Source organism: Roseateles flavus (genome assembly GCF_039872765.1).
GTDB classification, from domain to species: Bacteria; Pseudomonadota; Gammaproteobacteria; order Burkholderiales; family Burkholderiaceae_C; genus Roseateles_B; species Roseateles_B flavus.
In genome coordinates this window covers 323,659-347,273 of the sequence record NZ_JBDPZC010000006.1, presented here as the reverse complement: position 1 = coordinate 347,273, position 23,615 = coordinate 323,659, and the positions used below count along the sequence as shown (strand labels likewise).

The 23,615-nt window shown below is 67.7% G+C and carries 26 protein-coding genes; 4 read left to right on the top strand and 22 right to left on the bottom strand.

The window, feature by feature from the left end; all coding sequences use genetic code 11:
• The first annotated feature begins 40 nt into the window (after positions 1–40).
• Positions 41–499, top strand: a complete 459-nt coding sequence (locus ABDJ40_RS14935; protein ID WP_347611089.1) for an Lrp/AsnC family transcriptional regulator — start codon at positions 41–43, stop codon at positions 497–499.
• 222 nt (positions 500–721) lie between these two features.
• On the opposite strand, the gene ABDJ40_RS14930 is transcribed toward ABDJ40_RS14935, so the two are convergent.
• The 3 genes from ABDJ40_RS14930 to ABDJ40_RS14920 all read right to left on the bottom strand — a co-directional run bounded on the left by ABDJ40_RS14930 (position 722) and on the right by ABDJ40_RS14920 (position 2,981).
• Positions 722–910 (bottom strand): hypothetical protein, encoded by a 189-nt coding sequence (locus tag ABDJ40_RS14930; RefSeq protein ID WP_347611018.1) that lies wholly within the window; start codon positions 908–910, stop codon positions 722–724.
• Positions 911–1,223: 313 nt separating this feature from the next.
• A complete protein-coding gene (locus ABDJ40_RS14925) occupies positions 1,224–2,123 on the bottom strand; it encodes a DMT family transporter (RefSeq protein ID WP_347611016.1) in 900 nt (299 codons plus the stop codon).
• Between the two features lie 69 nt (positions 2,124–2,192).
• Positions 2,193–2,981 carry a ferritin-like domain-containing protein gene (locus tag ABDJ40_RS14920; RefSeq protein WP_347611014.1) on the bottom strand — a complete coding sequence of 263 codons (789 nt, stop codon included), beginning with the start codon at positions 2,979–2,981 and terminating at the stop codon, positions 2,193–2,195.
• A gap of 97 nt (positions 2,982–3,078) precedes the next feature.
• On the opposite strand from ABDJ40_RS14920, the gene ABDJ40_RS14915 reads away from it, so the two are divergent.
• Together ABDJ40_RS14915 and hslO are read left to right on the top strand one after the other, a co-directional pair.
• On the top strand, positions 3,079–3,603 hold the full coding sequence (locus ABDJ40_RS14915) for a gamma carbonic anhydrase family protein (protein ID WP_347611012.1): 525 nt from the start codon (positions 3,079–3,081) through the stop codon (positions 3,601–3,603).
• Positions 3,604–3,771: 168 nt separating this feature from the next.
• Positions 3,772–4,725, top strand: coding sequence for an Hsp33 family molecular chaperone HslO (gene hslO / locus ABDJ40_RS14910; protein WP_269633102.1), 954 nt, complete (start codon positions 3,772–3,774; stop codon positions 4,723–4,725).
• A 64-nt stretch (positions 4,726–4,789) separates the two neighbouring features.
• Here the strand turns inward: hslO and ABDJ40_RS14905 are convergent, their stop codons facing one another.
• The 10 genes from ABDJ40_RS14905 to mutS form a co-directional block, all read right to left on the bottom strand.
• Positions 4,790–6,535, bottom strand: a complete 1,746-nt coding sequence (locus tag ABDJ40_RS14905; RefSeq protein ID WP_347611010.1) for a bifunctional metallophosphatase/5'-nucleotidase — start codon at positions 6,533–6,535, stop codon at positions 4,790–4,792.
• A 111-nt stretch (positions 6,536–6,646) separates the two neighbouring features.
• On the bottom strand, positions 6,647–7,360 hold the full coding sequence (locus ABDJ40_RS14900) for an AAA family ATPase (protein ID WP_347611008.1): 714 nt from the start codon (positions 7,358–7,360) through the stop codon (positions 6,647–6,649).
• Between the two features lie 9 nt (positions 7,361–7,369).
• Positions 7,370–8,008: a nicotinamide riboside transporter PnuC gene (pnuC, locus tag ABDJ40_RS14895; RefSeq protein WP_269633099.1), complete on the bottom strand. Its 639-nt coding sequence runs from the start codon at positions 8,006–8,008 to the stop codon at positions 7,370–7,372.
• 13 nt (positions 8,009–8,021) lie between these two features.
• Complete coding sequence (locus ABDJ40_RS14890; protein ID WP_269633098.1) at positions 8,022–8,291, bottom strand: septum formation initiator family protein; 270 nt, start codon at positions 8,289–8,291, stop codon at positions 8,022–8,024.
• Positions 8,292–8,443: 152 nt separating this feature from the next.
• Complete coding sequence (gene eno / locus ABDJ40_RS14885; RefSeq protein WP_347611005.1) at positions 8,444–9,730, bottom strand: phosphopyruvate hydratase; 1,287 nt, start codon at positions 9,728–9,730, stop codon at positions 8,444–8,446.
• A gap of 110 nt (positions 9,731–9,840) precedes the next feature.
• The gene (locus ABDJ40_RS14880; protein ID WP_347611003.1) at positions 9,841–10,131 is read right to left on the bottom strand and encodes a DUF1330 domain-containing protein; all 291 of its coding nucleotides are present in this window, start codon (positions 10,129–10,131) and stop codon (positions 9,841–9,843) included.
• A 60-nt stretch (positions 10,132–10,191) separates the two neighbouring features.
• Positions 10,192–11,049 carry a 3-deoxy-8-phosphooctulonate synthase gene (gene kdsA / locus ABDJ40_RS14875; protein ID WP_269633095.1) on the bottom strand — a complete coding sequence of 286 codons (858 nt, stop codon included), beginning with the start codon at positions 11,047–11,049 and terminating at the stop codon, positions 10,192–10,194.
• 13 nt (positions 11,050–11,062) lie between these two features.
• Positions 11,063–12,706 carry a CTP synthase gene (pyrG, locus tag ABDJ40_RS14870; protein WP_347611001.1) on the bottom strand — a complete coding sequence of 548 codons (1,644 nt, stop codon included), beginning with the start codon at positions 12,704–12,706 and terminating at the stop codon, positions 11,063–11,065.
• A gap of 45 nt (positions 12,707–12,751) precedes the next feature.
• The gene (locus ABDJ40_RS14865) at positions 12,752–13,615 is read right to left on the bottom strand and encodes an alpha/beta fold hydrolase (RefSeq protein ID WP_347610999.1); all 864 of its coding nucleotides are present in this window, start codon (positions 13,613–13,615) and stop codon (positions 12,752–12,754) included.
• A gap of 19 nt (positions 13,616–13,634) precedes the next feature.
• Positions 13,635–16,196, bottom strand: coding sequence for a DNA mismatch repair protein MutS (gene mutS, locus ABDJ40_RS14860; RefSeq protein ID WP_347610997.1), 2,562 nt, complete (start codon positions 16,194–16,196; stop codon positions 13,635–13,637).
• Positions 16,197–16,428: 232 nt separating this feature from the next.
• Here mutS and ABDJ40_RS14855 point away from each other — a divergent pair, with 232 nt between their 5' ends.
• Entirely contained in the window at positions 16,429–17,748 is a 1,320-nt protein-coding gene (locus tag ABDJ40_RS14855; protein ID WP_347610995.1) for a tyrosine-type recombinase/integrase, read from the top strand.
• Here the strand turns inward: ABDJ40_RS14855 and ABDJ40_RS14850 are convergent.
• From ABDJ40_RS14850 to ABDJ40_RS14810, 9 genes are all read right to left on the bottom strand, one after another.
• Positions 17,745–17,987 (bottom strand): helix-turn-helix transcriptional regulator, encoded by a 243-nt coding sequence (locus tag ABDJ40_RS14850; RefSeq protein ID WP_347610993.1) that lies wholly within the window; start codon positions 17,985–17,987, stop codon positions 17,745–17,747. The two genes, ABDJ40_RS14855 and ABDJ40_RS14850, sit on opposite strands and share 4 nt — an antisense overlap.
• Complete coding sequence (locus ABDJ40_RS14845) at positions 17,984–18,331, bottom strand: hypothetical protein (protein WP_347610991.1); 348 nt, start codon at positions 18,329–18,331, stop codon at positions 17,984–17,986. The genes ABDJ40_RS14850 and ABDJ40_RS14845 overlap by 4 nt, the downstream gene beginning before the upstream one ends.
• Complete coding sequence (locus ABDJ40_RS14840; RefSeq protein WP_347610989.1) at positions 18,324–19,055, bottom strand: hypothetical protein; 732 nt, start codon at positions 19,053–19,055, stop codon at positions 18,324–18,326. The genes ABDJ40_RS14845 and ABDJ40_RS14840 overlap by 8 nt, the downstream gene beginning before the upstream one ends.
• A 35-nt stretch (positions 19,056–19,090) precedes the next feature.
• Complete coding sequence (locus ABDJ40_RS14835) at positions 19,091–19,447, bottom strand: hypothetical protein (protein ID WP_347610987.1); 357 nt, start codon at positions 19,445–19,447, stop codon at positions 19,091–19,093.
• On the bottom strand, positions 19,444–19,785 hold the full coding sequence (locus ABDJ40_RS14830) for a hypothetical protein (protein ID WP_347610985.1): 342 nt from the start codon (positions 19,783–19,785) through the stop codon (positions 19,444–19,446). The genes ABDJ40_RS14835 and ABDJ40_RS14830 overlap by 4 nt, the downstream gene beginning before the upstream one ends.
• A 10-nt stretch (positions 19,786–19,795) precedes the next feature.
• A complete protein-coding gene (locus tag ABDJ40_RS14825; RefSeq protein ID WP_347610983.1) occupies positions 19,796–20,284 on the bottom strand; it encodes a hypothetical protein in 489 nt (162 codons plus the stop codon).
• 9 nt (positions 20,285–20,293) lie between these two features.
• Positions 20,294–20,452 (bottom strand): hypothetical protein, encoded by a 159-nt coding sequence (locus ABDJ40_RS14820; RefSeq protein ID WP_347610981.1) that lies wholly within the window; start codon positions 20,450–20,452, stop codon positions 20,294–20,296.
• Positions 20,449–20,796, bottom strand: a complete 348-nt coding sequence (locus ABDJ40_RS14815; protein ID WP_347610979.1) for a hypothetical protein — start codon at positions 20,794–20,796, stop codon at positions 20,449–20,451. Before ABDJ40_RS14815 ends, ABDJ40_RS14820 begins: the two co-directional genes overlap by 4 nt.
• A 75-nt stretch (positions 20,797–20,871) precedes the next feature.
• Entirely contained in the window at positions 20,872–23,592 is a 2,721-nt protein-coding gene (locus ABDJ40_RS14810) for a toprim domain-containing protein (protein ID WP_347610977.1), read from the bottom strand.
• Positions 23,593–23,615 lie beyond the last annotated feature (23 nt).

The window sequence follows — 23,615 nt, the reverse complement described above, 5'->3', positions numbered from 1 at the left end:
GGCCTGCAATTCGCATTGGATTCGAATGATGAGCTCTGAAGTGCAATTGGATTCGATTGACCGCGCCATCCTGAATGAGCTGCAGGCGGATGGCCGCCTCTCCAACCAGGACCTGGCCGCGCGGGTCCACCTGTCCCCCTCGGCCTGCCTGCGCCGGGTCAAGCGGCTGGAGGACAGCGGCGTGATCTCGCAGTACGTCGCCCTGGTCAACCCCAAGGCGGTGGGCAAACAGGGCACCAGCTACACCATCATCAACCTGGAGCGCATGACCACCGCCGCCCTGGCCGCTTTCGAGCAGGCCGTGCTGGACAGCCCGGACATCCTGGACTGCTTCTATGTGGCGGGCACCAATGACTACGTCATCCGCTTCGCCTACAAGGACGCCGAGGACCTGGAGCGCTTCCACACCCATGTGCTGATGCAGCTGCCCGAGGTGGCGCGCTCCAACAGCATGCTGGTGCTGCGAACCATCAAGAAGACGACGGCATTTGGGCTGTAGGTTCACCCCCTACCGGCTTCGCCCGCCCCCTCACGGGGGCACAGCCGACGGCCCGGCAGAGCCGGGTCCGCGGCAGTCGCGCGGAGCGAATCCCATCGGACTGCGCCGATGGGATTCTTTGCGGATGTCGATGGGGGTGTCTGAAAAAGCAAAACGGACCGCGAGGGTCCGTTCAGGCAGGGCAGGTGGGCAAGAGCGCCCACCTTGAGAGCCATGCAGCGATCAGGCTGCCAGCAGGGCGATGACAGAGCTGAGGCCGAAGAAGGCCAGCATCGCGACGATCATCGCTTCCTCGACCTTGCCGGCCGAGACGGGTTCGAAGGAAGGGGCGCCACCGGCGCTCACGGCGGCGGGGCTGGCGGCCACGAAGGAGGTGGTCACCGGGGGCAGGAACTTCTTGAATGCAAACATGGAGCTTCTCATCGTGTCTGTTGGACGGTGGGGTGAGAAGACCTCGTGAGTGACCCTACAGCTGTCACTCTCACCAGCCGGATGGGCACGTCCACATGCGACATCCGCCTGGCGTGTCGGCACCGGGATCTGTCCAGCGCCTTAGGCCTTGTGATGCCCTCCAGGGCGTCACAGGAAGGAGTATCGCAGAGATCCGTGAAAACCCTATGACAAGTTTTCGGGTTAACCCGAACATTTCTGCATGGATTGATGTCGCGGCGTCAGAAACGTGACTATTTGAAACGGAAAAGTACGTTAATCGAACTTTGAAGTGTCAGACGCGATCTCGCCTCAGGGTCGCCAGCATGGGCAGCATCTGCACGCCCAGCATGCTGACCAGGATCAGCCCGCAGCCCGCCAAGCCGGCCGCACTGAGGCGGTCGCCCATCAGCAGGTAGCCGAAGGCGGCCGAGAACACGGTCTCGGAGGACAGGATGATGGCGGCGTCCGCCGCATGCGAATAGCGCTGCGCCACCACCTGGGCGGTGAAGGCCACGCCCACCGACATCACGCCGGTGTAGAGAATGGCGCCGGTGGCCTCGCGCAGGCCAGTCCAGCTCCAGGGTTCGAAGGCCAGGGCATAGGCCAGCGCGGCCAGGCCCACCAGGAAGAACTGGCCGCAGGCCACCGAGAAGGGCGCGTTCATGCGGTCGGCCACCCGGCCCACCATCAGCACGTGCACGGCCCAGGGCAGGGAGGACGCGATCACCCAGGCGTCACCCAGGCCGATCTTCAGCTCATGGGCACCCGACAGCAGGAAGGCGCCCACCAGGCAGGCCAGGCCACCGGGCCATACGGACCAATGCGGCACGTGACGCAGCAGCAGCCAGCCCAGCACCGGCACCAGGGGCACGTACAGCGCCGTCAGGAAGCCGGCATTGGTGACCGTGGTGCTGACGATGCCGATCTGCTGCATGGCCGCCCCCATCAGCAGCAGCGAGGCCAGCGCGGCGATCTTGTGCCAGTCCCGCGGCTGCAGTGCGGCGCCCTGGGCGGCCAGCTGGCGCTGCTCACGCCAGGCCAGGGGCAGCACGACCAGCGAACCCACCAGGAAGCGCACGCCGGTGAACATCATGGGCCCGATATGGGCCATGCCCTGGCTCTGCGCCACGAAGGCCGAGCCCCAGATCAGGGCGATGACGGTCAGCAGCAGATTGGCTTGGATGCGGGTCACGGGCGGGAGCCTCTGAGGCGGCCAGGGGAACCGCGCATCATAGCGAGCGGTACCGGTGGACTTCCGGGCTCAGCTTCGCAGGTAGTCCAGCTCGGCTTCGCTGAAGCCGGCGGCGCTGCGGGCCTCGAAGTTGAAGGGCGGGCGCAGCCGGGGGGCCTGGTAGCGATCGACCAGGGCCGGGTAGCTGGCGACGGGGTCCATGCCGCGCTCCAGGCAAAGGTGGCGGTACCAGCGGTTGCCGATCTCCACGTGGCCGATCTCGTCGCGCAGGATGATGTCCAGGATGGCCACGGCACGCTCGTCCCCCGCCTTGCGGAACTTGGCCTGCAGGGGCGGCGTGGCGTCCAGGCCGCGGGCTTCCAGGGTGCGGGGCACCAGGGCCATGCGGGCCAGCACGTCGTCGCGGGTGCGCTCGGCCATGGTCCAGAGGCCGTCGTGGGCGTCGAAGTCGCCATAGCGGTGGCCCAGGGTCTGCAGGTGCTCGTGCAGCAGGCTGAAGTGCAGGGCTTCCTCGGCGGCCACCTGCAGCCAGTCGGCGTAGAAGTCGCGCGGCATGCCGGGGAAGCGCCAGACGGCGTCCAGCCCCAGGTTGATGGCATTGAACTCGATATGGCAGATCGCATGGATCAGCGCAGCCCGGCCCTCAACCGTGAAGGGCGAGCGGCTGGGCACCTGCAGCGCTTGCTTGAGCGCGGGGCGGGCCGGGCGGCCGGGCAGGGGCGGGGTGGGCGTCAGGCGGGCCACGGTGTCCAGCGGCGCGCCGGCCAGAAAATCGGCCCGCAGTTGCGTGGCCGCGGCAGCCTTGCGGGCCGGATCGGGCTCGACCAGCACGGCGAGCGCCCTCATGCGTGTTTCCATCCTTAAAATTATCGCTTTGCCGTCAGGCCCTTCGGTCTGACGTCCCACAAGAGAACGGACGGCGCCCGCGGAGGGTGGCTGGACAAGGAGTGCCTCGATGGCGATCTATCAGCTGGGCGAGCATGTGCCCGAGGTGGCCGACACGGCCTGGGTGGCCGACAGCGCTGAGGTCATCGGGCGGGTCAGCCTGGCCGAGGACGTGAGCATCTGGTTCCAGGCCGTGCTGCGCGGAGACAGCGACACCCTCAGCATCGGCCGTGGCAGCAACATCCAGGACGGCTCGGTCCTGCATGCCGACACCGGCTTTCCTCTTGTGCTGGGCGAGAACGTCACCGTCGGCCACCAGGTCATGCTGCATGGCTGCACGGTGGGGGACAACTCGCTGATCGGCATCGGCGCGGTGGTGCTCAACGGCGCGCGCATCGGGAAGAACTGCCTCGTGGGCGCCGGCTCCCTGGTGACCGAAGGCAAGGAATTCCCGGACGGCAGCCTGATCATGGGCCGCCCTGCCACGGTGGTGAAGGAGCTCCGCCCGGAGCAGATCGCCGGGCTGGCCGCCAGTGCGCGGCATTACGTGGGCAACGGCCAGCGGTATGCCAAGGAGCTGAAGCGCCTGCGCTGAGCGTTCTGCCGGGGCGCTTGCTTTGAGCGTGAAGGGCCCCATATGCATCGTTGCCGCGGGGTGCAAGCGCCGCGGCCGTCCCGTCGCCCAGGCGTCGGGATTTTGTTTTTCTGCAACCTGCAAGGACGCCCCCGGCCCTCCATGAAGGGGCTGGAGGGGCGCAAGACCATGAGTGAACTGCACAAATTCCTGTTCGAAGGCCTGCCCGTGCGCGGCATGCTGGTGCGACTGACCCACAGCTGGAAGGAGCTGCTGGCCCGCCGCCCGGGCGACAAGGCCTTCCCGCCGGCGGTGCGCAGCCTGCTGGGCCAGATGTCGGCGGCAGGCGTGCTGATGCAGTCCAACATCAAGTTCAACGGCGCCTTGGTGCTGCAGGTGATGGGCGACGGCCCGGTCAAGCTGGCTGTGGTGGAGGTGCAGCATGACCTGAGCTACCGCTCCACGGCCAAGGTGATCGGCGAGGTGGCAGATGACGCGCCGCTGGAGATGATGGTCAATGTGCTGGGCCAGGGCCGCTGTGCCATCACCCTGGACCCCAAGGACAAGATGCCCGGCATGCAGCCCTACCAGGGCGTGGTGCCCCTGCATGGCGACCAGCGCGAGCCGCTGCACAAGATCTCCGAGGCCCTGGAGCACTACATGCTGCAGTCCGAGCAGCTGGACACCCGCCTCATCCTCGCCGCAAATGACGAGATGGCCGCCGGCCTGCTGATCCAGCGCATGCCCGTGGAGGGCGAGGCCAATCTGGAGGGCCAGCCCGGGCGTGGCGAGAGCATCGGCGAGCACGAGGACTTCAACCGCATCGCCATGCTGGCCGCCACGCTGACCAGCGAGGAGCTGCTGAGCCTGGATGCCGAGACCATCCTGCGCCGCCTGTTCTGGGAAGAGGACATGCGCCGCTTCGAACCCTTGCGCCCGCGCTTCGCCTGCACCTGCTCGCGCGAGCGCGTGGGCCAGATGCTGGCCGGCCTGGGCCGCGAGGAGGTCGAGGGGGTGGTCGCGGAGCGTGGTGAGGTGGAGGTCGACTGCGAATTCTGCGGCGCCCAGTACCGCTTCGATGCCGTGGACGTGGGCGGCCTGTTCGCGGCGCCCAGCGCCGGCGGGAGCCAGACGCTGCAGTAAGCGCCCTGACGCTCATGTGAAAAGGCCCGTCGATGACGGGCCTTTGCCATTTGCGCACGCCAGTTCAGCGCGCCTGCACACGATCCCGCGCTGCGGGCTTGATGCCCGGATGGGCCTGCAGATAGCTCACCAGCGCCTCGTGGTCCACGACGCTGCGCTGCAGGATCTTGCCTTCTGCAAAGGCCGGGAAGCCATCACCGCCGGTGGCCAGGAACATGTTCATCCCGACCTTGTAGCTGGCCTCCATGCGCAGGGGCCGGCCGCGCAGCTGCAGGCTGCCCGGCAGCACACGTTCGCCGATGGGCCGGGTGGCGTCGTAGGCGTAGCTCAGGCCTTCCGAGAGTTGCAGCGGGCGGAACTTGGGCTGACCTATCCATTGCTGCTCCAGGGCCGCCTTCAGCTGTGCGCCGGTCAGCTGGATCACGACGAGGTTGTTGTTGAAGGGCTGCGTGGTGTAGACCTGCCCGAAGCTCACCGAGCCATCGCCGCTGAACAGCAGACTGGAGCGCACGCCACCGATATTGGTGATGGCGAAGTCGGCGCCCCCGTCCTCGGGCGCGCGGGTGGCTGCCCAGTGGGCGTCTGCCACCAGCTGGCCCATGGTGGTGGCCCCGGCGGCGTCTTCCTCGCGGGTGAAGCTGGCGCCGATGCGCCCCACGGGGCGGTCGATGATGGCGGTGGCCTTGGACTCATAGGCCGCGATCAGTGCGGTCTGCGAGGCATCGCGGCCGTACTGGTCATGTCGCACGATGCGGTTCTCGGCCGCGGTGCTGACGATATCGCGGGTCCTGCGGTCCAGCTGCACGTCGATGGCGGTGACGATGGTGCCGTACTTGTCACCGCTGGTCACCAGGCGGCCACCGATGCGGCAGTTGTAGGCCCGGTGCGTATGACCGCTGACCACCAGGTCCACGGCCGGGTCCAGCTGCTTGACGATGTCCACGATGGGGCCGGAGATGCCCGGGCATTCGTTGTAGTCGCCCGCGGGGAAGCCGCCTTCGTGGATCAGCACCACGATGGCCTTCACGCCCTGGGCGCGCAGCTGGGGCACCAGGCGGTTGACGGTCTGGGCTTCGTCGTCGAAGCGCAGTCCCTTGACGCTGCTGGGCACCACGATGCCCGGCGTGCCCTTGAGCGCCAGCCCGATGAAGGCCACGGGGATGCCGTCGAAATGGCGGATGGCATAGGCCGGGAAGATGGGCTGGCCGGTGGCCGTCGCGATGGTGCTGGCCGCCAGATACTGGAAGGCCGCGCCCTTGAACGGCGCGGGCCCCTGGCAGCCCTTCTCGGGGTGGCAGCCGCCGTGCTGGCGGCGCTGGAGCTCCTCGAGCCCGGCATCGAACTCGTGGTTGCCCACGCTGCTCAGGGCCAGGCCCATGGCGGACAGGGACTCGATCGCCGGCTCGTCGTTGAACAGCGCCGACAGCAGCGGCGAGCCACCGACCAGGTCACCCGCCGCCACGAAGACGTTGTTGGCGTGGCCGGCGCGGGCCTGAGCCACGGCGGTCGAGAGGTACTCTGCACCCCCGGCTTCGACGTCGACAAACGCTTGCGGGCGCTGCGGATCCTTGATGCGGATGCCGCCGGCGGGCGGCTTCAGGTTGCCGTGGAAATCGTTGATGGCCAGGATGCGCAGCGGCACGAGGTCCGTGGGCGCAGTGGCCGCAGGAGGGGGAGTGGGTGTCGGCGGCAGGGGCGCGGTACTGCAGGCTGCCAGCCCCAGGCCTGCCAGCGCGGCGGCCAGGGCGGGGCGCCAGGACGGGCGCTGAGGGGCGGAACGGGAACCGTGCAGGGCAGCTGGGACAGTCATGGAACTTCGTGAATGCTCAGGACAGGGGGAGCGGGCCTGCGCCAGGCACCTCTCGGAATGCCAAACGTTTGCCGCATGCGGCGGCCAGTGTGCAGGGCGAGCGCCCAGGCGTCAAGACGCTGGCCGGTTGCCACCTGGGGCCGGTGGCGCGGTCTTCAGGGCATGCTCGCAGCCCGGGTCGTCGCAGAGCTCGCAGGTCCAGCGCGTGCTGCCCGGGAGCCGTGACTGGCGATCCATCAGTCGGCTGAAGAGACCGTCCGAGGCGCGCGCCGGCCCCTGCGCGTGCTGGATGCCGGCCAGCAGGGGGGTGATGGCGTCCAGGGCCTGCTGCAGGCGGCTGTCGCCCTGCCCCTGGACCACCACGAAGGCGTGGCCCGCCTCGCGCAGCCAGCGCCGCAGCAGGCGGTCCACCGGCGCCTGGGCATGCGGGCCATCGCGCATGCCGTCGGCCACCCAGGGCAGGTCCGTGCCCATCAGCAGGCTGAGGTGGTAGCGCCGGTGCGCCTGGTGGGCCCAGGCCGCCAGGCTGCTGTCGGCAAAGAGGTATTCGCTGTAGATGGCCGGCATCAGCGCGGTGGTGTCGGCGATCAGCAGTTCATGGCTGGCGGCCAGCGCGTCGGCGCGGCGCTCCTGCTCCTCGATGATGGCCCGCTGCTCGTCGGCGCGCGGCGTACGGCCTTCGCGCTCACACCATTCGCGCAGGTACTCGTCCACGCGGGCCACGCGCAGGCCGGTGAGCGACGGCAGCGTCTCATGCAGGGCGCGGGCGAGCGCGCTCTTGCCCGTGCTCTCGGCGCCCAGCAGAGCGATCCTCAAGGCAGACATCGCAGCGTCTCAGCCCGCCGGCTGGGTGCGCAGCTCGCGGGACCAGGCCCGCCAGCCCGCGACGGACATCGGGATGAAGCCCGCATAGAGCAGCACCGTCAGCCAGTAGCCCTTGAAGGCGAACAGCGCCACCGACACCACATTGACCACCACCCACACGCCCCAGTTCTCCTGGTATTTGCGGCCCAGCAGGTACTGGCCCAGCAGGCTGGCCACGGTGGGGAAGGCGTCCCAGTAGGGCAGAGGGGAATCGGTGTACCGGGCCAGGTAGAGCCCCAGCAGGGGCCAGGCCAGCAGGGTCAGCCCCAGGGCCTGCAGCAGGTGGCGCTGCTCCAGTCGGCGCACGAAGAGGGCTTCACCGTCTTTCGTCCTTCCGCGCAGCCATTGCAGCCAGCCCCACAGGGCCAGCACGGCGAAGACCAGCTGCAGCGAGGCCTCGCCGTAGAGCTTGCCGGACCAGAACAGCAGGAAGTACAGCAGGGAGCTGACGAGGGCCAGAGGCCAGCCCAGCACCTGCACCCGCATATTGCAGATCACCATCCACACGGCCAGCACGAAGGCCACCAGCTCCAGCCAGGTGATGGGGCTGCCGAAGGCCTCGAAGGCAGGCAGCAGCAGGGGGCTCAGCCAGGCGAGCAGGGCATCCATGGGCAGTCGGGGATCAGCGGTGGACCTGGACGTAGATCTCGTCGGGGCGGACCATGCTCAGCTCGAGCCGGGCCTTTTCCTCGACCATCTCCAGGCCTTCCCGCAGATCGCGCAGCTCGGCCTGGATCAGCGCATTGCGCGCCTGGGCCTGCTCATTGGCCTGCTGCTGCTGGCGCAGCTCGGCGCGCAGCTGCACGCCACGGGCCAGGCCACCTTTGCCGAACCAGAGCTGGCCCTGGATGGCGATGAGGAAGGCGGCGAGGATGAGCGCAAGGACTTTCACGAGGGGCGAGTGTAAGGCAGTCCGCGGGCCCCGGCCTTGCGGGATGTCCATGAAAAAGGCCCCGGCACCAGGGGGTGCGGGGCCATATGTGGCATCAGGTGGCATCAGGTGGCCTCGGGCACGAAGCCCGACGTCCGCACGATGCTGGGCAATCAGCGCAGGTTGTAGAAGGCGGCGCGGCCCGGGTAGACGGCGATGTCGCCCAGGTCTTCCTCGATGCGCAGCAGCTGGTTGTACTTGGCCATGCGGTCCGAGCGCGACAGCGAACCCGTCTTGATCTGACCGGCGTTGAGGCCCACGGCGATGTCGGAGATGGTGGAGTCCTCGGTCTCGCCCGAGCGGTGCGAGATCACGGCGGTGTAGCCGGCGCGCTTGGCCATCTCGATGGCGGCGAAGGTCTCGGTCAGGGTGCCGATCTGGTTGATCTTGATGAGGATCGAGTTGGCGATGCCCTTGTCGATGCCTTCCTTCAGGATCTTGGTGTTGGTCACGAAGAGGTCGTCACCCACCAGCTGCACCTTGGCGCCCAGGCGCTCGGTGATGTGCTTCCAGCCGTCCCAGTCGCCTTCGGCCATGCCGTCCTCGATGGAGATGATGGGGTACTTGTCGACCCAGGTGGCCAGCATGTCGGTCCACTGCTCGGCCGTCAGCTGGATGCCGCCTTCGCCTTCCAGCACGTACTTGCCGTCCTTGTAGAACTCGCTCGCGGCGCAGTCCAGGCCCAGGGCGATCTGCTCGCCGGCGGTGTAGCCGGCCTTGTCGATGGCTTCCAGGATCAGCTGGATCGCAGCCTCGTGGCTCTCGACGCTGGGCGCGAAGCCGCCCTCGTCACCCACGGCGGTGCTGATGCCCTTGTCGTGCAGGATCTTCTTGAGGGCGTGGAACACTTCGGCGCCCCAGCGCAGGGCCTCGCGGAAGCTCGGGGCGCCCACGGGGATGATCATCAGCTCTTGCAGGTCCAGCGAGTTGTTCGCGTGGGCGCCGCCGTTGATGACGTTCATCATCGGGACCGGCAGCTGGTTGCCGCCCATGCCGCCGAAGTAGCGGTACAGGGGCAGGCCGCTCTCTTCAGCGGCGGCGCGGGCCACGGCCATCGAGACGGCCAGCATGGCGTTGGCGCCCAGGCGGCTCTTGTTCTCGGTGCCGTCGAGGTCGATCAGGGTCTTGTCCAGGAAGGCCTGCTCGGAGGCGTCCAGGCCCAGCACGGCTTCGCTGATCTCGGTGTTGATGTGCTCGACGGCCTTCAGCACGCCCTTGCCCAGGTAGCGGCTCTTGTCGCCGTCACGCAGTTCGATGGCTTCGCGCGAGCCGGTGGAGGCGCCGCTCGGCACAGCCGCGCGGCCCATCACGCCCGATTCCAGCAGGACGTCGCACTCCACGGTGGGGTTGCCGCGGCTGTCAAGGATTTCGCGTCCGACGATGTCAACAATGGCGCTCATTGAGAAGGTCTCCGGTAGGAAGTTGGTAACTTAGTTACGTTCGGCGCGCATGGTGCCAGCAAAAGGTTACGCGCGCTGAACAATCGTGGTCATCGGGCCGGCAGGGGGGCTCAGACCCCGTCCACGATCAGCATGCGCATGACGCCCGCGTTCTCGCGCAGGGTCCGGGCATGCCGGTAGGTCTCGGAATCGTAGAAGGCGCGGGCGGTGGCGTGGTCGGCGAACTTCAGCAGCACCAGGCGGGTGGGCTGCCAGTCGCCTTCCAGCACCTCTACGGCGCCACCTCGCGCGAGGATCTCGGCCCCATGCTCCTCCATGGCCTTGCTGCTCCATTCCCGGTACTTGGCCATCTGTTCGGCATCGGTCACGGTCACGTCGGCAATCACGAAGGCGGCGGGCATGGGCATCCTTGAAGAAAAAGCGGCGCGGTCTGTGCAGGCCGCGCCGGGGGGTGTTCAGGCTCAGGCGGAGAAGTCGTTCTCCAGCAGGGGCTGGCTCTTGACCACGCGGTCCAGGGCCACGAGCTGCTCCAGCAGCGCCCGCATGCGGTTCAGCGGGACGGCATTGGGGCCGTCGGAGAAGGCCTCGGCCGGACGCGGGTGGGTCTCCATGAAGAGCCCCGCCACGCCCACGCCCACGCCGGCGCGGGCCAGCACCGGCACCATCTCGCGGGCACCGCCGCTGGTGGTGCCCTGGCCGCCGGGCTTCTGCACCGAGTGGGTCACGTCAAACACCACGGGGGCGCCGGACTTGCGCATCTCGGCCAGGCTGCACATGTCCGCCACGAGGTTGTTGTAGCCGAAGCTCACGCCGCGCTCGCAGGCCAGGAAGCTGTCTTCGGGCAGGCCGGCTTCGCGGGCAGCTTCGCGGGCCTTGTCGATGACGTTCTTCATGTCCCAGGGCGCGAGGAACTGGCCCTTCTTGATGTTCACCGGCTTGCCCGACTTGGCCACCGCGCGGATGAAGTCCGTCTGGCGGCAGAGGAAGGCCGGGGTCTGCAGCACGTCGACTACGGCGGCCACGGGGGCCACCTGGGATTCGTCGTGCACATCGGTCAGGATGGGCAGCCCGAGCTGGCGTCGCACCTCGTCCAGGATCTTCAGGCCGGCGTCCATGCCGACACCGCGCTTGCTGGTGCCGGAGGAGCGGTTGGCCTTGTCGAAGGAGCCCTTGTAGATGAGGGGGATGCCCAGGGCCGAACAGGCCTCCTTGAGCTGGCCGGCCACCTCGATGGAGAGCTCCAGGCTCTCGATCGAGCAGGTGCCGGCGATCAGGAAGAAAGGCTTGTCGATCCCGACATCAAAGCCGCACAGCTTCATGGACAGCGCTCCTTCAGGCCTTCTTGTGGCTCAGGGCCGCCTTGATGAAGGCGGTGAACAGCGGATGGCCGTCCCAGGGGGTGGACTTGAACTCGGGGTGGAACTGCACGCCCACGAACCAGGGGTGCACCTCGCGTGGCAGCTCGACGATCTCGGTGAGCTTCTCGCGCTGGGTGATGGCCGAGATCACCAGGCCGGCCGCCTGGAGCTTGTCGAGGTAGTGCTCGTTGGCTTCATAGCGGTGGCGGTGGCGCTCGGTCACGACCGGGCCGTAGATCTCGTGGGCCAGGGTGCCCGGCTTGACGTCCGAGCTCTGGGCGCCCAGGCGCATGGTGCCGCCGAGGTCGCTCTTCTCGTCGCGCTTCTGGATGGTGCCGTCGGCGTCCTGCCATTCGTCGATCAGGGCGATGACCGGGTGCTGGGTCTCGGGGTCGAACTCGGTGGAGTTCGCGCCTTCCAGGCCGGCCATGTGGCGGGCGTACTCGATGGTCGCGACCTGCATGCCCAGGCAGATGCCCAGGTAGGGCACCTTGTGCTCGCGGGCGTACTGGGCCGCCAGGATCTTGCCCTCGACACCGCGCTTGCCGAAGCCGCCCGGCACCAGGATGGCGTCGTACTGCGCCAGCTGGGCGATGTTGTCCCTGCTCAGCTGCTCGGAATCGACGTACTCGATCCTGACGCCGGCATGGTTGTGGATGCCGGCGTGGCGCAGGGCCTCGTTCAGCGACTTGTACGAGTCCGACAGGTCGGTGTACTTGCCGCACATGGCGATGGTGACCTGCTGGGCCGGGTTCTCCACCTCATGCACCAGGGTGTCCCAGCGCTTCAGGTCGGCCGACTTGGTGTTGAGCTGCAACTTGGTGCAGATCAGCTGGTCCAGGCCCTGCTCATGCAGCACGCGCGGCACCTTGTAGATGGTGTTCACGTCCCACATGGAGATCACGCCGTACTCGGGCACGTTGGTGAACAGCGAGATCTTCTCGCGCTCGTCATCCGGGATGCGGCGGTCGGCGCGGCACAGCAGGGCGTCGGGCTGGATGCCGATCTCGCGCAGCTTCTGCACCGTGTGCTGCGTGGGCTTGGTCTTGAGCTCGCCGGCAGCGGCGATCCAGGGCACATAGGTCAGGTGGACGAAGGCAACGTTCGTCGGACCCATCTTCAGGCTCATCTGGCGGGCGGCTTCCAGGAAGGGCAGGGACTCGATGTCGCCCACCGTGCCGCCGATCTCGACAATGGCCACGTCGACCGCATCCGGCGTGCCGTGACCGGCGCCGCGACGGATGAACTCCTGCATTTCATTGGTGATGTGCGGAATCACCTGCACCGTCTTGCCGAGGTAGTCGCCACGGCGTTCCTTCTCCAGCACCGACATGTAGATCTGCCCGGTGGTGAAGTTGTTGGCCTTCTTCATCCGCGTGGTGATGAAGCGCTCGTAGTGGCCCAGGTCGAGGTCCGTCTCGGCACCGTCATCGGTGACGAAGACTTCGCCGTGCTGGAAGGGGGACATCGTGCCCGGATCCACGTTGATGTAGGGATCCAGCTTGATGAGGGTGACGGAGAGGCCGCGCGATTCGAGGATGGCAGCCAGAGAGGCCGATGCGATGCCCTTGCCGAGGGAGGACACCACACCGCCGGTGACGAAGACGTACTTGGTCATGTCTTGCAGCGTCCGATGCAAGAACGCTGTGGTGGTAAAGCGCGATTATAGCGAGGTCGCGCCGGGGGCCGCAGCCTCCGCTTCCAGCCGGTCCAGCAATTGCAGCACGAGGGCGGCCGTGTCATCGGGCCGCTCGAAAGGATAGAGGTGGCCGCCATCCATCCAATGGAAGTTGTGGCCGGCCAGGCGCTTGCTGGCCTCGGCCCCGGCCTGGCGCAGTTCCTCGGACTGCGTGCCCGCGACGAAGGCCACCGGGCAGCGCGGCGGGTGCCGGCGCATGATGCGGTCGAAGGTGTGCGGCAGCGTGTTGTAGATGCGTGTCTCGACCTCGCGGCGGAAGCCCAGGTGGACCTCGCCCTCGATCTCATCGAAGCCGCTGGCGATGTAGTCGCGCAGCACGCGCTCGTCCCAGCGGGCAAACTTGTGCTTGCTGGCAAAGTGCTCGAACACCGCCTCGCGCGAGGGCCAGCGATGGCGGCGCTGGCTGGAGATCTTGCCGGGCGACACCCGCTCGATCAGCCCCGTCAGCTTGGCCACATGGATGCTGTGCGCCTTCCAGCCCGAGACCACGGGCGAGTCCAGCATCAGCAGGCCGCGCACCAGGTCCGGCCGCCGGCAGGCCGCGAGCAGGCTCACGCCGCCACCCAGCGAATGGCCAGCCAGCATCACCGGCCCAGGCGTCTTCATGCGCGGGCGCACCTGGCGCTCGATGAAATGGATCAGCTGGTCCCGCAGGTGCGGCCAGTTGCTGGTGACCGGGTACTGCGGGTCGTGGCCCAGGCGCGGGATGGCATGCACCGTCCAGCCGGCCCGCTCCCAGGTCTCGAACAGCACGCGGTAGCAGCCCGCGGGAAAGCCGTTGGCGTGGGAGAAGACGAGGTGGCGCTCGGCCGGAGGAGTCTGGGGCATGAGGTGTCGGTTGGCGGCTTCAGGCGCGGGCCAGCTGCTTCAGCTTGTAGAGCTGCTCCAGGGCCTCGCGCGGGCTCAGGGCGTCGGGGTCGAGATCATGCAGGGCGTCCAGCAGCGGATGGGTCGCCTCGGCGACAGCGGCCACCGGCTCGGGCGGCGCCGCGAACAGGTCGATCTGCGATTCGGCCTCGCCCGCCTTGGCTTCCAGGGCCTCCAGCGTGGCGCGCGCCTGTCGCACCAGACTGCCGGGCATGCCGGCCAGGCGGGCCACCTGCACGCCGTAGCTGCGGCTGGCGGGGCCGGGCTGGATCTCGTGCAGGAAGACGATGTCCTCGCCGCTCTCCGCCGCCGAGACGTGCATGTTCACCGCCTGCGCATGTTTGGCCGGGAACTCGGTCAGCTCGAAGTAGTGGGTGGCGAAGAGCGTGAAGGCCCGGCACTTGTCGTGCAGGTGGCTGGCGATGGCGCCGGCCAGGGCCAGGCCGTCGAAGGTGGACGTCCCCCGCCCGATTTCGTCCATCAGCACCAGGGACTGGTCCGTCGCGCCGTGCAGGATGGCGGCGGCCTCGGTCATCTCCAGCATGAAGGTGGACTGGGCATTGGCCAGGTCGTCCGCCGCGCCGATGCGGGTGTGGATGGCGTCCATGGGTCCCAGGCGGCAGCTGCGCGCCGGCACATAGGAACCCATGGCCGCCAGCAGGCAGATCAAGGCCACCTGGCGCATGAAGGTGCTCTTGCCGCCCATGTTCGGCCCGGTGATGACCTGCATGCGGGTGCGGGCGTCGAGCCGGCAGTCATTGGCCATGAACTCGCCGGCGCCGGTCTCGCGCAGGCGCATCTCGACGACGGGATGGCGGCCGCCTTGAATGTCGATGCAGGGCTGTGGCACGAAGTCCGGCCGGGCCCAGTTGAGGGTGGCGGCACGCTCGGCCAGGGCCGCGAGAGCGTCCAGGCTGGCCAGGGCGCGGCCCAGGCGGGTGAGGGCGGGCAGCTCGCTGGTGAGCTCGTCGATCACCAGCTCGTACAGCGCCTTCTCGCGGGACAGGGCACGCTCCTGGGCCGACAGCGCCTTGTCCTCGAAGCTCTTGAGTTCGGGCGTGATGAAGCGCTCGGCGTTCTTCAGCGTCTGGCGGCGCTGGAAGTCCATGGGGACCTTGTCCAGCTGGCCCGTGGTGACCTCGATGTAGAAGCCATGCACCTTGTTGTACTGCACGCGCAGATTGGCAATGCCGGTGCGGGCGCGCTCGCGGGCCTCGAGGTCCAGCAGGTAGGCATCGCAGTTCTGGCTGATGCCCCGGAGTTCGTCCAGCTCCTCGTCGAAGCCGGGGGCGATGACGCCACCGTCGCGGACCAGCACCGCCGGCTCCTCGGCGATGGCGCGGCACAGCAGTTCAGCGAGGTGGGGCGAAGCCAGGAGGCCTTCGCCCAGGGACTGCAGCAGCGCGCTGCCGGCAGCGGGCACCTGCGAGCGCAGCGCCGGCAGGTTCAGCAGCGTGGCGCGCAGGCCCGCCAGCTCGCGCGGGCGCACCTGGCGCAGGGCCACGCGGGCAGCAATGCGCTCCACGTCGGACACCTGGCGCAGGGCCTCGCGCAGGCCCTCGAAGCCCTGGGACAGGAAGGTGGCGATGGCCTCGTGCCGCGCCAGCGCCTCCGCACGCTCGCGCCTTGGATGCAGCAGCCACTGGCGCAGCGCGCGGCTGCCCATGCCGGTGCGGCAGCTGTCCAGCAGCGAGAGCAGAGTGGGGCTGGTTTCACCGCGAAGGGTCTGGGTCAGCTCCAGGTTGCGCTGGGTGGCCGGCGGCAGGTCCAGCAGCTCGGAGGCGCGCTGCACCTGCAGGCTCTTGACGTGAGCCAGGGCCCGGCCCTGGGTGTGCTCGGCATAGCTCAGCAGCGCGGCCGCGGCGGCTTGGGCGGCCGTCAGCTCCTGCGCGTTCAAGCCCTGCAGGCTGGCTACGCCGAGCTGCTCGCAGAGCTTGCGCAGGCCCAGGGCGGTGTCGAACTGCCAGCTGGGGCGGTTGGTGATGGGCAGGCGCGCGGCCAGCACGCCGGCGGGCTGGCGCTCGCGGTCCACCAGCACCTCGGCCGGCGAGAGGCGGGCCAGCCACGAGGGCAGCTCCTCCGCGCTGCACTCCGCCAGGCCCAACTGGCCCTGGGTGAGCGAGAGCCAGGCCAGGCCCAGCGTGGGCCTGGCGCGCGCACCGGTGCTGGCCACGGCGAGCAGGATGCTGTCCTGCTTGTCGGCCAGCAGTTCGGTGTCTGTGACGGTGCCGGGCGTCACCACGCGGACGACCTTGCGCTCCACCGGCCCCTTGGTCGCTCCCACCTCGCCGACCTGCTCGGCGATGGCGACCGCCTCGCCCAGCTTGATCAGCTTGGACAGGTAGGACTCCAGCGCATGCACCGGCACGCCTGCCATCACCACGGGCTCGCCGCCGCTCTGGCCGCGCACGGTCAGGGTGATGTCCAGCAGCGCGTTGGCCTTGCGGGCGTCGTCGTAGAAGACCTCGTAGAAGTCGCCCATGCGGTAGAAGACCAGGGTGTCCGGGAACTCGGCCTTGATGCGCAGGTACTGCTGCATCATTGGGGTATGGCGGGAAATGTCTGCTTCCGTAGTGCCTTGTTTTTCCTGGCTATTTTCGGTGTAGGTCATTGATTCTCTTGACATTTCTGGCCCGGATTGCCGCCCTTAGTTCGCTGCAAAAGTTGCCCGCACGGTGCCTGCACGCCATCGGCACTTGGTGGGATGGCGTAGCTTCTGGCGTAACATTCGCCCGGATTTCAACCAGGCGTAGGTTCTACCGGAGGGGAGGCGGATGGCGACCTTTGACGCGCGGGCGGCCAAGCAGTTGGCAGCCGGGCAACATCTTACGGTGAATGACGCTCCAGGCCTGCGCCTGGAGGCAACGGGCAGCACCCGGACCTGGGCATACCGGTACAAGAGTCCGATCAACGGCCTGATGAAGCAGCTAAAGCTGGGAGCATGGCCCGAGATGGGCCTGGCCCAGGCTTTCGCCGCCTGGGGCGATGCCAAAGCGGTGCGGGACGCTGGCCGCTGCCCGGCCTCGGAGAAGCGCCTGGCGCGCGCCACGGAGAAGGCCCCCGAAAAGGCAGAGCAGGTCCTGACGGTGAAGCGGCTCCTGTATGCCTACATCGACCGCAAGCTGGAGGGCAACATCACCCGGAAGCACCTGGTGGAGGCGCGCAGCGTTGCCGAGAACCAGCTGGGGGATCTTGCTGACGTGCCCGCGGCCGGCGTCACGCGGGCCCAGGCCTACGACCTCATCGACGCCAAGCGTAGCTTCCCGGTGGCCGCGGCAAACCTACGCCGGCTGCTGGGGGCGGCCTGGGAGTGGGGCCATGACTCGGGCCGGCTTTCCGAGGAAGTGCCCAACTGGTGGCGCCTCATCTTGCGCGGGCAACTGAAGTCAAAGGGCAAGGTCTACACGCAGGGACTGGATGGCGATCATGAACACCAGGGCCGGGCAGAGAAGGTGGTGCTGACCCTCGATCAGGTCGGGGTGCTGCTGCGCTTCCTGCCGAACATGTCGAGACTGGTCGAGGAGTTGCTGACGCTCTACCTGTGGACGGGCACCCGGGGCGTGGAGATCTGCATGATGGAGGCCAAGGAGCTGACCGAAGAACCTGACGGCCTCTGGTGGACCATCCCCGCGGCCAAGCAGAAGATGCGCCGGCATGAGCTCGCGATGGACCTGCGCGTACCCTTGCTCGGCCGGGCCGCTGAGATCATCCGGCGTCGCCGTGGCGCCGCCGGTGAGGGCGGATGGATCTGGCCAGCGGTAAACAAGTCGGCCAAGGTGCCACACGTGCAGCAGAAAGTGATCGGCGTGGCGGTCTGGCATCACCGGCCGAACAACACCAGCAGGCCGGAGCATCGCCGGGCGAGGTTTCCGCATGACTTCCCAGCCTTCGGGCCTCACGACTTGCGCCGGACGGTGCGGACGCACCTGTCGGCCATGGGGTGCCCCGAGAACGTTGCGGAGGCGGTCCTGGGGCACATCCAGTCTGGCGTGGCCGGCGTCTACGACAGGTACGGTTATGACAAGGAGCGGCGGCACTGGTTGGGCGAGATCGCCGCGAGGTGGGAGGCCTCAGCTGCCGCGGCCAGGCCCTAAGCCTCTGCCTTGGCCTTGCGCTTGCTGGCGCCAGTGTTTGGCGGCGGTGGCAGGTCCGATTCGGGCAGGGCCTCAGCTGCGCGCTCCAGGTCCTTTCGGAGCCAGCCAACCCGATTCGCGGAGAGCTTCCTAGGCCTGGGATACAGGCCCTGCCGGACGCCCTCCTCGAAGGTGGAGAGCGCCAGGCTCATCGCCTCAGCGGCCTGCTCCCGGTTGAGGATGATGTTGGCAAAGCTCATCGGCCTTTCTCCTTCTTTGGGCGGTAGTCATCGGGCGGCTGCATTTGCCCCACATGCAGTGATGTAGAGTGGGTCGCCATGCCCTCGCCGCAATCCTCCTCCATCGCATCCAGGGAGCGGGGGCGGGCCGTATCTTTGGAACTCGAGTCCTGGGCAATCATGGAGTCCCGATTCACTGCAAAGGACTCATCATGACCCACCCCGCCAAGATTGCCTTCGCCGCCGTCCAGCTGCGTCGCAAGCGCCTCGTCGACGTCTGCAGGGCCAACCCCATGCGCATGGACTTCGCCAGGCTCAGCAGGCAAGTCGCCGGCCTGCGCCGAAGGATTGATGTGCTCATGCATCTCGGTTCTCCAGCTTCTTGAACTCGACCACCCAGACCCAGGGGTTCGCGGCCCAGGACTCCGTGCCGTTGATCTGCTCCCAGAGCTTCCGAAACGCCCCGGCCGCGCTGTCTGCAGCGCAGCCGCCCAGACCGGGCACATGGAAGGTGCCGCCCTCACCTGGGTCGTAAACCACGCCCTCAGCCATCGCATCAGCCTCGCTGATGTCATGCAGCAGCTCCGCACGGACGCCCTGCACCTCCAGCGAGATCCTGCTGGCCCGTCTCAGCATGAACATGCCGGGACGCAACTTTCCCCAGGGCTCGCTCAGAGCCTCCCGTGTTGCCGTTCCGATGCGCTGGTAGCCGTCCGCCTCGTAGCGGACGTTGACTGCCCTTGGGAGGTCGCGCGGCGCCACCTGATCGTAGGCAGCAGGCACTCGCCACGCTTCGGTGACCCAGAGGCAATCGCCGCGGCGGCCGTAGGGCGTCCGCAGTTCGTCCACGTCGAAGCTGCTGCCGCGGTGCTTGCCCGCCGCCACTTCGATTTGGCCTGCGAAGTCCTTGCCCCAGGTCAGGCACTTCGGGAGGTTGATCCCGCGCCTGGTTTGAAGCTTGGTCCGGTTGAGGATGGCCAGGACCATGGCGCGGTTGCAGGGGAGGCGATTCCAGATGGGCTGAAGGTGCCCACCGATTGCGAGCGAGTCGCCGCCTGCCGAGCTGCTCACGTTGCTGTCGAATTGCATGGTTGAAGGCGGCCGGTCGCCCGGCCGCTGGGTTATCAGTTTGCGATGGGCTTGCTCAGCACGGTGATACGGCCGTGGGCCTCCTCGGGCCGTGGCAACGCGCTTGGTGTCCAGCGCTTTCCGCCGTCCTCGGTGCTCTCCCACTTGCCATGCTCGACGAGCGTCTTCCAGTAGAAGTCGGCCTCGCGATGGCAATGCAGGGACGGGGCCTGGGCGGTCAGCCAACGGCGGAGGATCTCGGCGCCGACGTGGGCGGTCATCAGGCCCGCGGTTTTGTCGCCCGTGGGGGCGGGGTTGGCCTGGCACAGGTGCCAGAGCTGCGCGAGGTGCTCGTCGGTGTAGTTCTGCAGGCGTTCCGTCTCGAACTTGATGGTGACGCTGTACTCGCTCATGCCGCCTCCAGCGTCGGGCGCGGCTCGGACCAGATCTCGACCTGGCCGCCCAGGGGCAGCAGGCGGTAGCGCAGCAGCGAGGGGTTGTCGGCCACGCGCTGGGCGCCGGTGACCATGTGCGGGTGGCCGTTGTAGCGCACGCGCTGGCCGATCTTGCTGTGCCAGACCATGTCCGGGAGCGGCGCCGCCGGCGCCGTGAAGGGCGACAGCAGGGCTCGCATCAGGCCCAGCACCGCGCGGCTGCGAGCACGCCGGCCCGGGCGTGGCAGGGGGCTGGCATTGGAAACGAACTGGCAGGCGGCCAGGGTGCGGGGCGTGGTCAGGTTCGATGCCTTCATGGGGGGCTCCTCAGTGGCTGGTGGTGGTCACGGCCTGGCCGTGGACGATGCAGTTGCGCGGCGTCTTGCCGGCGTTCACCTGGCGGATGAACTCGCGCACCTTGTGCTTGGCGCGGTCCAGTTCACGGCGGCTGCAGTGCTCAAGCTGGACGCGGAAGACGAAGCGCATGTCATTGATGCGCTGCAGCTGGTCGGCGTTGGCCGCCCAGACGCCGGTGGCTTGATGGCTGGCGATCAGCTCGGCGATGGCGGCATGGCCCTCGTCGACCATGTGGCGCAGGTTGCCGGCGATCTGCAGCTCGGTCAGCATCTCGCTGACGTTGGCCGCGTCCGCCAGGTGGCGCCACTGTTGGATGCTGAAGTCGCCCAATGTGAGCGCTGCGAGGGCTTTCTCGCTGGGGACCAGCTCGAGCTGGCGCTCGTGCTCCGACAGCTTGCCGGCGCCGTGGGCGGCCTGCGCGAGGGTGGGAATGCTGCTGAGGATCTGCAGGTGGTTCATGGTGCACTTTCAGTTGGCGGCCTCGGCCATCACCTGCTGCACCGCCTCGATGGGCAGGCACAGGCTGGCTGCGGCCAGGATGTGGATCTCGTCCGGCTCGAAGCCGTAGTTCGCCTTGGTGATGCGCTCGACCTCGCGGCGCACTGCTTCCTTGGTGACGATCGTCATTGCGTGCCCTTCCATTCGAGGCGGATGCGGGCCGGGCCAGGCGTGCCCGTCGCGTGGATCACGAAGGCGCGCTTGCCGTCGGGCGACGCGCCCAGGCCCAGCGCCCGGCACTCGTCCTGCATGACGGCCGTGGCGGCGCCCACGTCGGCGGCTTCGATGAGGCAGACCAGCAGTACGCCGGTCTTCGGCATGTAGTGGGCCTCGGTGCGGATGCCGGTGGCGTTCAGCGCCGACATCAGGCGCTCCGCGATGGCGATGGCGGGCTCGGCGTTGATCACGTCGCGCAGGCGGTTCAGGAAGGTTTCGGCCGTCGACTTCAGGGCATCTGCAAACAAGCTACTCATGGCGGTTCTCCCGTGGTTGATTGGTGGTGGTCGAAGCGAGCAGGGCAGGCGGGCCCTGGCCGTAGGGCCGCCGTGTCATGGGCGGGCCGCGCGGTGGCGCGGGTCTTGAAACACCCAGCACTTGAGGGTCTTGGGCTTCACCCCCTCATGCCGGCTGCGCTGTTCGTTGAAGCGCTCGTGGATGGCGCTGTTGACGGTCTTCACGTCGATGAAGCGGCGCTCGCGGCTGGTCTTCAGTACCCGCTTCAGGTCGGTCATCGACGGGATCTGCTGACGACGCTCGGCGGCCAGCTGCACGTAGTGGTTGAGGTTCACCGCGATCACGTCGGCGGTGCGGCTGTGGTTCAGCATGGCCTCGCCGGTGCCGTCTTCGTTGGTGCCGTCCAGGTAATCGAACGACTCCCAGAATTGCTCGACCAGCGGGTGCTCGCGGGCCAGTGCCTTCTCGCGGGCGAGGGCCAGCTGCACCAGCATGTCTTTCGCCTCGTCGACCTGTGCCGTGGTGACCGGCGCCGCGGCCTTGAGGGCGTCCACGCAGCACATCAGCTGGGCGTGGTTCTTCTGCACCCGCAGGTTCTGGACGCCTGCCGTCGCCAGGCGCTTCTCGTACTCGCGCTGCATCGCCTCGAGCTGCTGCAGCACCGGGGCCTTGGTGGTGGCCTTCACGAGGAAGCCGCTCATCTCGGCGGCCGTCGTGCGGGCCAGCGCAATGCCCGCTTCGCGGCCGGCATCGCTCTGGCGGCTCTTGTCGAAGTAGACGTGCACCAGGCGCTCCATGATGGCCGCCGAAGCGCTCACAGGCGCGTTCTGAGCGATCACCAGGGCCGCGCGGAACTGCGGCTCATAGGTGTCCAGGCCGCCGGACTTCACGCCGGTGGTGCGGAGGTTGCCGCCGTTGTAGAGGCTCTTCAGGCTGTCCCAGTGGAAGGCCTGTTTGGGCCGGCCCTGGGCGTTGTCGCCATCGTCGGAGCGGTCGGACTCGATCAGCACCACGGGCAGGTTCGACACCTGGGCCATGCTCCGCAGGAAGCCCACCATCGAGCCCTTCTGCGGATCGAAGCCTTCGTAGCCCTCGCGGCCCAGCAGCTTCCACAGCGTCTCGATCAACGTGGTCTTGCCAGAGCCGGGCTCGCCGACGATCTCGACGAAGGGCCAGCTCTCGAAGCGGTCGCGGATCTGCTCTGCGTACAGCGTTCCCAGCCAATAGGCCAGGACCACGATGCCCCGCGGCCCGTAGCAGGTGTAGAGCTTGTCGAGCCAGTCGGTGCGGTGCGCCTTCAGGTCCGGATTGATGGCCAGCTTGACCGACTTGCTCAGGCTCTTGATGGCCAGCTTGCCGATGTCGAAGTAGTCCTCGTCGTTCTGCTCGATCACCTTCTCGCCGGCGATCGCCACGTCGGTGAAGATGTAGGCCTTGTGCTCGGCGCTGTAGCCGATGAAGTCCACGGTCTTCACAGTCTTGATGCCGGTGGTCCACTGGCTCAGCAGGCGGTCCAGTTGGCCCGACGTGCCCTCCCAGATGGCGCCGGCGCCCAGGTGCAGCAGCCGCTTCTTGAACTCGGCCGGGGCGCACAGCTGGCCAGCGCTGAAGGTGCCCTTGACGCTGGGCCCGTCGTGGGGGAAGTCCACGCGGAAGTAGTACCAGGCCTCGTCGGTGACCTCGTTCTTCAGGTAGTACAGGGGCTCGGGCTGGCAGTTGCAGATGCTGCGGACGCAGTTGGCTTCCTTGAGGGCCATCTCGCGCAGCTCGTCGCGGCCCAGGTCCGGGTGCTTCTCCTCGATCGCCTTGATCGACTTGTCGAAGGCGTCCAGGTCCAGCTTGAACCAGTACAGCTTCTGCTCGAAGGTGAAGCTGAACTGGACCGCGCCGGTGCGCGAATAGATCAGGTTGGCCTTGACCTGGGCCGTCTGGGCGATCAGCAGGGCGCCGTGGTACAGGTACTCCTCGATGTTTTGCTCATCGAGCCTGTCGGCCTGCAGCAGGTCATTCCAGTCGCGCTTCTTGCCGCGGTAGGTGGGGATCTGCGCGGCCGTGGCCGTCCAGCCCTCTTCGCGGCAGCGCGTGACGTACTTGCGGGTGAAGCTGCGGCCGGCCTTGTCTCCGTCAAAGCCCCAGACCAGTTCGGGGCGACGGCCGCCGTTGAGCTCGATGGCCTTGGCCAGCGCCTCGAGCGCATCGCCCGGGTAGTTGTTGGTGCTCATGGCGGCCACGGCCGCCTCGCCCTTGTGCACCAGCGCGATGGCGTCGAAGATGCCCTCGACGATCCAGATGCGCCTGATATCCGGGTTCGCCAGGTTCACGCTGGGCGGGCACCACCACATGCCGCCATAGCTGCCGCGGAAATTGGCCTTTTGCTTGCCGAAGCGATAGGCCTTGTCGATGAAGCGCTCCCACCAGACGCCCTGGCCGAGCTGGAAGCGGACCGTGGCCGTGCCGATGTTCTTCTCGCGGTCGAAGAAGGACTCCTGCGTGTACCAGCCCTTCAGCGTGGCGATCTCGAAGCCGCGAGCGTCGCGCATGTAGGCATCGGCCGAGGCGTTGGGGTTCTCCGGTGCCGGCGGATAGCGATCGGACCAGGACTCGAACAGGTCGCTGTACAAGTCCTTGATGTGCTCCTCGTGGCCGCAGTGGTTGATGCGGTTGCAGCGCAGCACCCAGGGGTGCTCCTTGCTCGTGTACAGCTCCTTCTTGTGGCAGGACGGGCATTCGCCCTGCTGGAGCCAGTCCTTGTTCTCTTTGAACTTGAAGTCCCGGTCCAGGCGCTCCAGGATCTTCTCGCGCAGCTTGGGTTCCATCTTTCAGCTTTTCACAGGCAAAG